This window comes from uncultured Campylobacter sp. (assembly GCF_938039205.1).
GTDB lineage: Bacteria > Campylobacterota > Campylobacteria > Campylobacterales > Campylobacteraceae > Campylobacter_A.
Genome location: NZ_CALHVM010000057.1, coordinates 1 through 8,067 on the forward strand (window position 1 = coordinate 1; position 8,067 = coordinate 8,067).

The 8,067-nt window shown below is 49.1% G+C and carries 6 protein-coding genes; 3 read left to right on the forward strand and 3 right to left on the reverse strand.

The annotated features are described in order from the left end of the window. Window positions 1-241: 241 nt before the first annotated feature. A complete protein-coding gene (gene flgH, locus Q0394_RS08955; RefSeq protein WP_298946946.1) occupies window positions 242-943 on the reverse strand; it encodes a flagellar basal body L-ring protein FlgH in 702 nt (233 codons plus the stop codon). A 62-nt stretch (window positions 944-1,005) separates the two neighbouring features. On the opposite strand from flgH, the gene pta reads away from it, so the two are divergent. Then, a complete protein-coding gene (pta, locus tag Q0394_RS08960; protein WP_298946948.1) occupies window positions 1,006-2,391 on the forward strand; it encodes a phosphate acetyltransferase in 1,386 nt (461 codons plus the stop codon). Further along, window positions 2,391-3,590 carry an acetate kinase gene (locus tag Q0394_RS08965; RefSeq protein WP_298946950.1) on the forward strand — a complete coding sequence of 400 codons (1,200 nt, stop codon included), beginning with the start codon at window positions 2,391-2,393 and terminating at the stop codon, window positions 3,588-3,590. Before pta ends, Q0394_RS08965 begins: the two co-directional genes overlap by 1 nt. Before the next feature lie 60 nt (window positions 3,591-3,650). On the opposite strand, the gene Q0394_RS08970 is transcribed toward Q0394_RS08965, so the two are convergent. Further along, window positions 3,651-3,800, reverse strand: a complete 150-nt coding sequence (locus Q0394_RS08970) for a hypothetical protein (RefSeq protein WP_298946952.1) — start codon at window positions 3,798-3,800, stop codon at window positions 3,651-3,653. A 97-nt stretch (window positions 3,801-3,897) separates the two neighbouring features. On the opposite strand from Q0394_RS08970, the gene Q0394_RS08975 reads away from it, so the two are divergent. Beyond that, window positions 3,898-4,848, forward strand: coding sequence for a DUF3137 domain-containing protein (locus Q0394_RS08975; RefSeq protein WP_298946954.1), 951 nt, complete (start codon window positions 3,898-3,900; stop codon window positions 4,846-4,848). A gap of 142 nt (window positions 4,849-4,990) precedes the next feature. Here the strand turns inward: Q0394_RS08975 and Q0394_RS08980 are convergent, their stop codons facing one another. Next, a complete protein-coding gene (locus tag Q0394_RS08980) occupies window positions 4,991-7,990 on the reverse strand; it encodes a molybdopterin-dependent oxidoreductase (RefSeq protein WP_298946956.1) in 3,000 nt (999 codons plus the stop codon). Window positions 7,991-8,067: the final 77 nt, after the last annotated feature.

Below are 8,067 nucleotides of genomic sequence, written 5' to 3' on the forward strand. Positions count from 1 at the left end.
GCTATTTACGGTGGGTATTCCTACTATATAGCCTGCGGAACAAAAATTTTGCGAAATTTTGGAAAAGCGCTTGTGAGACGAGCCGCCCAAATAAAATAAAGGCGAAGTATTTTGAGATGATTTTTGGGGTTTTGAAGTTAAAATTTGACGAAGATAAGGCATGTAGCCTATCGAGTCAAATTTTAACAAAATCCACAAAAAGCGCTCAAAAGACAAGCCATCTAGCTAAGCATAAAAAAGCTTAAAAAGGCCAGATCGCCTCCATAAGCTTTGTCCCCCACGGCTTCCTCGTCGCCCTATCCACGTCGCCTTCGGTTTTATATAAGATCTTGGCGTCGGCGATGTAGCGCGAGTCGATCTCGTTGGCGTTTGAGATGTCGTACGGACGGATCACGCCGCTAAGCTGCATGATCTGCTTTTCGCCGTTTATGAGCAGCTCGCGCGAGCCTTCGATAAAGTAGTTGCCGTTTTCTAGCACCTTGATGATGCGTGCCGAGATCGTAGTAGTAAAGGCCTCTGCGCGCACGCTAGATCCAGCTCCCGTAAATTCGTTTTTCGTGCCCGCGCTAAAGCCGATATCGCCGGCTTTGTTTAGCTGAGTAGCTAGCGTCGATAGCGGCGCGGAGCCTGCAGTAAATATCCCTCCACCAAGGTTTATCGTGCTGTTTTTACTCGTGTCGTGCTTGCCGCTGGAGCTTTGGTTGGCGCGCTCGCTGATAACGACGGTTACGATATCGTTTACGTTCATCGCCTTGCGGTCGGCAAAAAGCGGGTTGTCGCCGCGACCAAAAAGACTGCCCGCGTTTGGTTGGTTATTGACCTGTTTGGCAGGAAGCTGCTCGACGTAAACGGGCGGCTTCATATCTATGCGAGGGTCGGCACTAGGTAAACACCCGCTCAAAAACGCTGCTGCAAGGGCGCAAAAGTAAATATTTTTTCTCACGTTTTACCTTAAAGTGAAAATTTTACGATAAAATAAGCAAATCAAGTTCCAAAAGGAAAATTATGGCTAATTCCATCCTTGCGCTTGGCGCGAATTTTCAAGAAATTTACGAAATTATATCAACAAAATTTAAAAATGTAGCCGTTTTTGACCCCATCAATGATTTTTATGGACGAGAAAATACCCAAAAGGCTTTTGAAAACGGCAGCGAGCGTGAGTTTTTTAAAAGCGCGATAAATGAATTTGACCGCCTGGCCGAGAGCGCTGATTTTGTACTCGTTAAACCCGCGCAAAGCATAGCAAATATCGGCGAAATAGAGCTAAATTTACAGATCGCTAGAAATTTAAACGTTCCGGTTTTTTGCCGCGAAAATTTGAGCTTTTTTACGCGAAACTCAAAGCTAATCGTAAGCGGAAATTTAGATGAAATTTTAAACGCAAAGCAAGATATCATCACGCCTTTACGCTTTGAAAATTCGCTATTTAAACTTGCCGCAAGAGATAAAAAAACCGTCGTTTTGCCTGAAAGCGAAGACGAGCGGATACTAAGAGCGAGCGAAATTTTACTAAAAAGCGGCGCAGTAAATTTGATCCTTTTGGGCGACGAAAACGAGATTAAATTTGACGCGGAGAAGCTCGGGGTAAATTTAAGCGGCGCGAGATTTATAAATTTAGAAAAAAACGAGTACGCAGATCGCCTAACCACCGCGCTTTTTGAGGCTCGCAAAAGCAAGGGCGTAAGCATGGAGCAGGCTCGCGAACTCGTGCGAGATAGGACGTACTTTGCCACGATGCTGGTGCAAGAAGGGCTGGCAGATGCCATGGTGAGCGGCGCAAACACGACCACGGCACACACCATCCGCCCAGCACTTCAGATCATCAAAACGCGCCCGGGTAGCCCGCTAGTTTCAAGCTCGTTTATAATGTGCTTTGCGGAAGAGATCCTGATCTACGCCGACTGCGCGATAAATCCAAACCCGGATGCCCAGCAACTAGCGCAAATCGCTCTAGCCTCGGCTGATACGGCGCGCGCTTTTGGACTAGAACCACGAGTAGCGATGCTAAGCTACTCTAGCGGAGATAGCGGCAGCGGCGCTGATATCGATCTGGTTAGAAGCGCTGGCGAGATAGCGCACGATTTAGCCCCCGCCCTAAAAATCGAAGCTCCCGTACAGTACGATGCGGCCATAGACCCCGTAGTAGCGCGCAAAAAGCTGCCAAACAGCGACGTAGCAGGCCGTGCGAATGTTTTTGTATTTCCAAATTTAAACGCGGGTAATATCGGCTATAAAATCGCGCAAAGAAGCGCAAACTGCGTCGCCGTCGGACCGATCTTGCAAGGTCTAAAAAAGCCGGTAAACGACCTAAGCCGCGGATGCGGCGTGGGAGACGTCGTAAATACGGTCCTAATAAGCGCGATACAAGCCGCAAACGAAGGAGAAAAATAGTGAAAATTTTGGTTTTAAACTCAGGCAGCTCGTCGGTTAAATTTCAGCTTTTTGATATGGGCGACAACCGCGTCATCGCTAGCGGCCTAGTCGAAAAGATCGGCGAAGCAAGCTCCTATGCCAAGCTAAAAGACGTTAGCGCGGATAAAATTTACGAGGAGCGCGCGCCGCTAAAAGACCACCACGAGGGGCTTGAGGCGATGAGGCGACTGTTTGTTAGCTCAAATATCCTGCATGATTTTAGCGAACTTGGCGGTATCGGACACCGCATCGTGCACGGCGGCGAGAGCTTTAGCGACTCGGCTCTAGTCACCCCTGACGTGATCGCCAAAATCGAGCAAAACTCCATGCTAGCACCCCTTCACAACCCAGGCCACCTAGCGGGTATAAAAAATGCTATGCATGAGAGTGGTAAAAAGGTGCCTCACGTCGTCGTTTTTGATACCGTGTTTCATCAAACTATCCCTGAGTACGCCTACCGCTACGCCCTACCATTTGATCTTTGTAAGAGGCTACACATCCGCAGATACGGCTTTCACGGCACCTCGCACCACTACGTCACCAAAAAAGCCGCTGAGCATCTAGGCGTGCCGTACGAGAAATTTAACGCCGTCTCGCTACATCTAGGCAACGGAGCCTCCGCCTGCGCCGTTCAAGGGGGCAAAAGCGTCGATACCTCGATGGGCTTAAGCCCGCTAGAAGGCCTCATAATGGGCACTAGAAGCGGCGATATGGATCCTGCGGTGCTTACTTATCTTTTAAATTTAGGCGAGCTCGCGGCTGAGGGCATAGACGCGTTTTTAAACAAAAAAAGCGGGCTACTAGGCATCTGCGGCTCAAACGATATGCGCGAAGTGGTCGCCAAAATGCACGAAGGCGACGAGCGCGCGCATCTAGCATTTGAGATGTTTTGCTACCGTATTAAAAAGTATATCGGCGCGTATTACGCGGTTTTGGGCCGAGTGGATGCGGTTGTTTTCACCGGCGGCATCGGCGAAAACGCCCCGTATAGCCGTGAGAAAATCTGCAACGACCTCACGCACATGGGTATCAAGATCGATCATGAGCTAAATTTTGCCGCAAGCGGCGGTATACGAGATCTCAGCGCCCCTGATGCGGCGGTAAAAACTCTCGTCGTGCCTACTAACGAGGAGCTAGAAATCGCGCTAGAAACAAAGCGGGTGATAGAAAATCTCTAAATTTGAGCTTTTGTCTGTGTGGCCTGCGCGGGAAGTAAGCTTGCGGCGGGCCTCTTTGATTTAGCGAACTTTGCGACCTGCAAATTTGACGAGTTGCGCCAAGGCTCGGTCAAATTTGATCTTATAATTTACGCTCAAAAACGGCGGCAAAATTTGACTAGCCAAACCCCAAATTTGCTCCGAGTCAAAATTTGACTCTAAATCTCTCAAATTTTAAAAATCCTCGCTCAAATTTACCCGACCAATTTACTTTATTTTAAGCCGCGCTCGGTCAAAATTTACGTAAAATTTAATCAAAAGCGACCAAATGACCCTTTCGCAAGCATTTTTATTAACCGTAAAAAAACAAAAAGAGTGCCGAGCTAGAATCGCGGTATCTCCGACAAGCGTTATTTTGGGCGTCGGCGTCATAGCGCTGTTTCTTATCCTCGGAAATAGATTCGATAGCGATCAGCTCTCGTCATTTGGCTTTATGATGGTGTTTTTGCTTGTTTTTTCTCGTTATCTTTTTAAAATACTTAATCACATCGAAAAAGTAGAAAAAGCAAAAGAGGAATACAACGAATTTTATAAAGAGGTTTTCGCCCCCGCGCTCATCAAAGATATCGACGAGAGCTTCACGTATAGCGCTTACGGCGGCATCTCGCAGAGCGAATTTTACGCGGCGGGGATTTATAGGCCGAGCATTTTTTATAGCGAAGATAGCGTACGCGGCGTCTATAAAGGCGTCAAATTTAACCTGTGCGAGATTATTAGCCACGAGCGCGAATACCCGCGCGTAAATAACAAATACGTCGCCGCGTTCGTCCTGCTAAAGTATGCGTTTGACAAGTATTCGGACTTTAAAGGCAGCGTGCTAGTTTACGAATTTAATAAGAAATTTCGCAGAAAAACGGTCGCTGTGAGTAAGGATTTCAATACTAAATTTTTAGGCGACAAAGAGCTGCTCGACGACGTCAAATTTAATGAAAATTTTAGAGTTTTTACGACCGATAAGATAGAGGCTAGGTACCTGCTCACGCCTGCGTTTATGGGCAAGCTAAATATGCTAAAAGCCTACAAAAACACGCTAAAATCGCCGAGTGCTGCCTTTATGGATAACAAATTTTATCTATTTTGCTTTAGCAGGAGAAATTTTTTCGAGGGGCGGCTTTTTGATAAACTAGACATCGCCGAGGCTCGCCGCGAGCAAAGATACGTGAGGCAGATGCTTAGCGTCATCGACGAGCTAAATTTAAGTTTAGATATTTATAGGTAAATTTGCCTCAAATTTGCGCGGGTTGCCTTAAAAGTACTGCAAATTTGAGGCCTCTCACGAATAAATTTACGCTACTTTAAATTTACCGCCGAAACGTCAAATTTAACGGTGACCCAGCTAAGCCAAGGCCGCCGCATTAAATTTAGCCGATTTTACGGATATTTGCAGGTAGCGCTTGTCTAGCACAGGTGCCCACTAGCCAGTCGTTTAGGCTAAATTTGCCCTTTCGCTTCGGATCTAGTAGGCCTAATTTGTTGTGATTTACCCCTTTTTCCGCGCTTTCTAGCCAAAAGGCCGGTTTGCCGTCGATAAAATGCACCCTGGCGCCAAACTCATCGTGTCCAAATCCGTGCTCGAGGCTGATGACTCCGCTAGCTACGCCGTTTGTTACGAATGCCTCGCCAGTTTGCGAGCCGTACGGCGTCGTGATCTTGACCTTGTCGCCCGTTTTGATCCCCTGCTCGCTTGCTATATCCTCGGCGATCCTTACGAAATTTTTCGGATGTATGGCGCGTAGCTTTGGACTAACGATCGTGTAGTAGTGCTGGATGTTTGATTTTCTCGAGCTTACGAGGTATTTCCACTCTGATTTTGGGAAAAACTTTTCTAGCGGAGTACCGTCGCTAGCGACTGCAAGGGCTAGAGTCGGCGTGCCCGGCATATACTCGCCCGTGATAGAGTGCCTGTGTCCGCCAAGGGGCTCGTAGTAGATCGCAGCAGGCGTAGCAGCCGGGACTTTTACCGTGGTTTTATCGCCCTTGTACGCACTCTCGTAGCTGTCAAACCTACCGCCCTTTGCCAGCACGTGCGCGACTTTTGCTTTTTCCTCGTCTTTTAAAAACGGCTCGAGCTTTTTCATGGTTTTTGAAATTTTGCTGAGTTTTAAGTCCTCTTTGCTGATATCTTTTACGCCCTCTCCGTCAAAGGCCAAATTTGCTAGCGCCGCAGCGTAATACTGCTCCTTCGTATCCAGATCCATCGGCTTTCCGTCTTTATCCTTAAAGGCGCCCTTGCCAAAGCCCTTTAGCCCGAGCCTCTTTGCCACCGCGATATAAAAGGCCTCCACGTCGATTAGCGTGCCGTCTGCGGCGCGGTCTTGTTTAGCAGCGACGGCCGGGTAGCGCACGACCGAGGTTTTAGCTATCGTACCCCAAAGCGAGTTTGGCAGCGCCCAGTTTTCGAGATTTACTCCGTCTGGCACGATGTAGTCGGCGTAGGCGTTGGTTTCGTTCATAAAGGCGTCGATACCGATGAAAAGCGGCAAATTTTTGCTATCTTTTAGCGCGTCGAGTACCGCAACCTCGAGCCCTGCCTGCCCATACATCACGTTTGTCATGTAGTTTATAAACGCTTTTACTTTGTACGGATAGCCCGCGGCGTGGCTAGTGAGCGTTTCGTTTACCAGTGGCATCGAGATAGGATACCACGGCTGCTGCGCCGGATAGCCGCTACCGCCAGCTGCGACTTTGCGTTTAAACTCCGAGCTCGTTTCGTAATACTTGCCCGAGCGGGATAAATTTAGCCCGTTTGGCTTGTATGCGCCCTCGAAGCTCTCCAGATCGTACCTGCCTTTTAAAAACTCGTGAGTGCCCGCGCTTGCGTTTACGCTGCCGCCCTTGTAGCCGTAGGTGCCCATTAGCGTATTTAGGCAAAATATCGCGTACGTGCTCATGGCTGCTTGCGTGTGCATCATGCCGCCGTGGACGTTGGTGCTAACCTGCCTTCCGTTTTTGGTGAAATTTTCGCACAGCCAGAGGATATCATCTACGCTCACGCCGCAAATTTTGGAGTACTCTTTGAGGCTGTGTTTATAGGCTGATTCTTTTAGTAGCTGCATTGAGCTTTTGACCTCGACTTTTTTGCCGTTAAGTAAAATTTTGCCCTTGTAGTAGAGCTTAGCAGGCTCGTTTATCTTGTAGCTTTGGATTTTGCCGCTTTGAGAGCAGACCTGCCACTCGTCGCCAACAAGCGCAAATTTACCGTAGTCTGGGTGGCCTTTTTGCGTGATGACTAGGTGGGTGGCGTTGCACCAGTGTATCTCGCCGGCTAGCTTTGCTTGCTCTAAATTTGGCTGCATGAGGTAGTTTGCGGCGTATTTTTCGTTTTCTATGATCCAGCGTATCATCGCCATAGCAAGCGCAGTGTCGGTGCCCGGTTTTATACCGATCCAGCGGCCTTTATCGGAGGAGGCGAATTTGACGGCGTTTGTTAGCGTCGGATCTACCACCGCATAGCTGAAGCCGTCGTTTGTACTTCTTGCGTAGGCGACCATTTTGGCTTGTTTTTGGAACGGATTTCCGCCGTTTGCGGGCGAGGTGCCCCAGTAGATGGTAAATTTGGAGTTTTCGTAGTCGGGCTTAGTATGGGCAAAGCCCTTTGCGTTGTGCGCGATCTTGCCGCCGACTCTAAAGCCGCCGCCGCAGATACCGCCATGCGAGTAGTGATTTATAGTGCCGAAAGATTTTTTGATAAAGCGATCGACGATATCAGAGCGTCCGTCGTAGAGATAAAAGCTCAAAAGCTGGTTGCGCTTGGTGCCGTATTCCGGATTTGCCTCGTCGATGAGTTCGTCTGAGAGTATAGCCCTAAGCCCGTCCACGTGCCCCTCGCCGAAAAGATCTCCGCCCTCGACGACCTCCTCTATGAGCTGCTCGAAGCTGATCTTTTTCCACTTGCCCTCGCCTCTTTTGCCCACTCGCTTAAGCGGCGATAAAATCCTAATAGGCGAAGCTATCATCTCGGGTAGCGCCGCGCCTCTAGCGCATACGGTGGCGCGCCGATCGTCCTCTCCGCTAGCCGTGGTGGCTAGCAGCGCGTCGTTTATCGAGGTATCAAAGCTCGCCCAGTGCACGTTTGATAGCGGATGGTACGGGTTGCCCGTACATCTTAGCACGCGGTCTGCTTTTTCGTCCACGTGCAGGCGTAGTCCGCACTTTGCCACGCAGCCGTGACACATAGAAAATACCACGCTATGTCCGTCGTTCATCGAAATTTTGCCGTCTTTTACGCTAAATTCGGGCTGTAGCGAGCTGCCTTGCGGTTTATAGTCGTCTTTTATTTTTCCCGCGTCGTCCGCTACCGCAGCGGTCGCGCCCACGGCCGAGATCATCGCCGCGTTTTTTAGAAATTCTCGTCTTTGCATTATTTTCTCCTTACAGCGCGATCTCTTCGCTCCAGCTGATCGCTTGCTTGTAGCCGTTTTTAGCCAGCAGCTCCTTG

What these genes read in the sequence shown, in the direction of transcription:
- pta (WP_298946948.1), top strand. Translation starts at nt 1,006, where the DNA reads ATGGCTAATTCCATCCTTGCGCTTGGCGCGAATTTTCAAGAAATTTAC.
- Q0394_RS08975 (WP_298946954.1), top strand. Translation starts at nt 3,898, where the DNA reads ATGACCCTTTCGCAAGCATTTTTATTAACCGTAAAAAAACAAAAAGAG.
- Q0394_RS08980 (WP_298946956.1), bottom strand. Translation starts at nt 7,990, where the DNA reads ATGCAAAGACGAGAATTTCTAAAAAACGCGGCGATGATCTCGGCCGTG.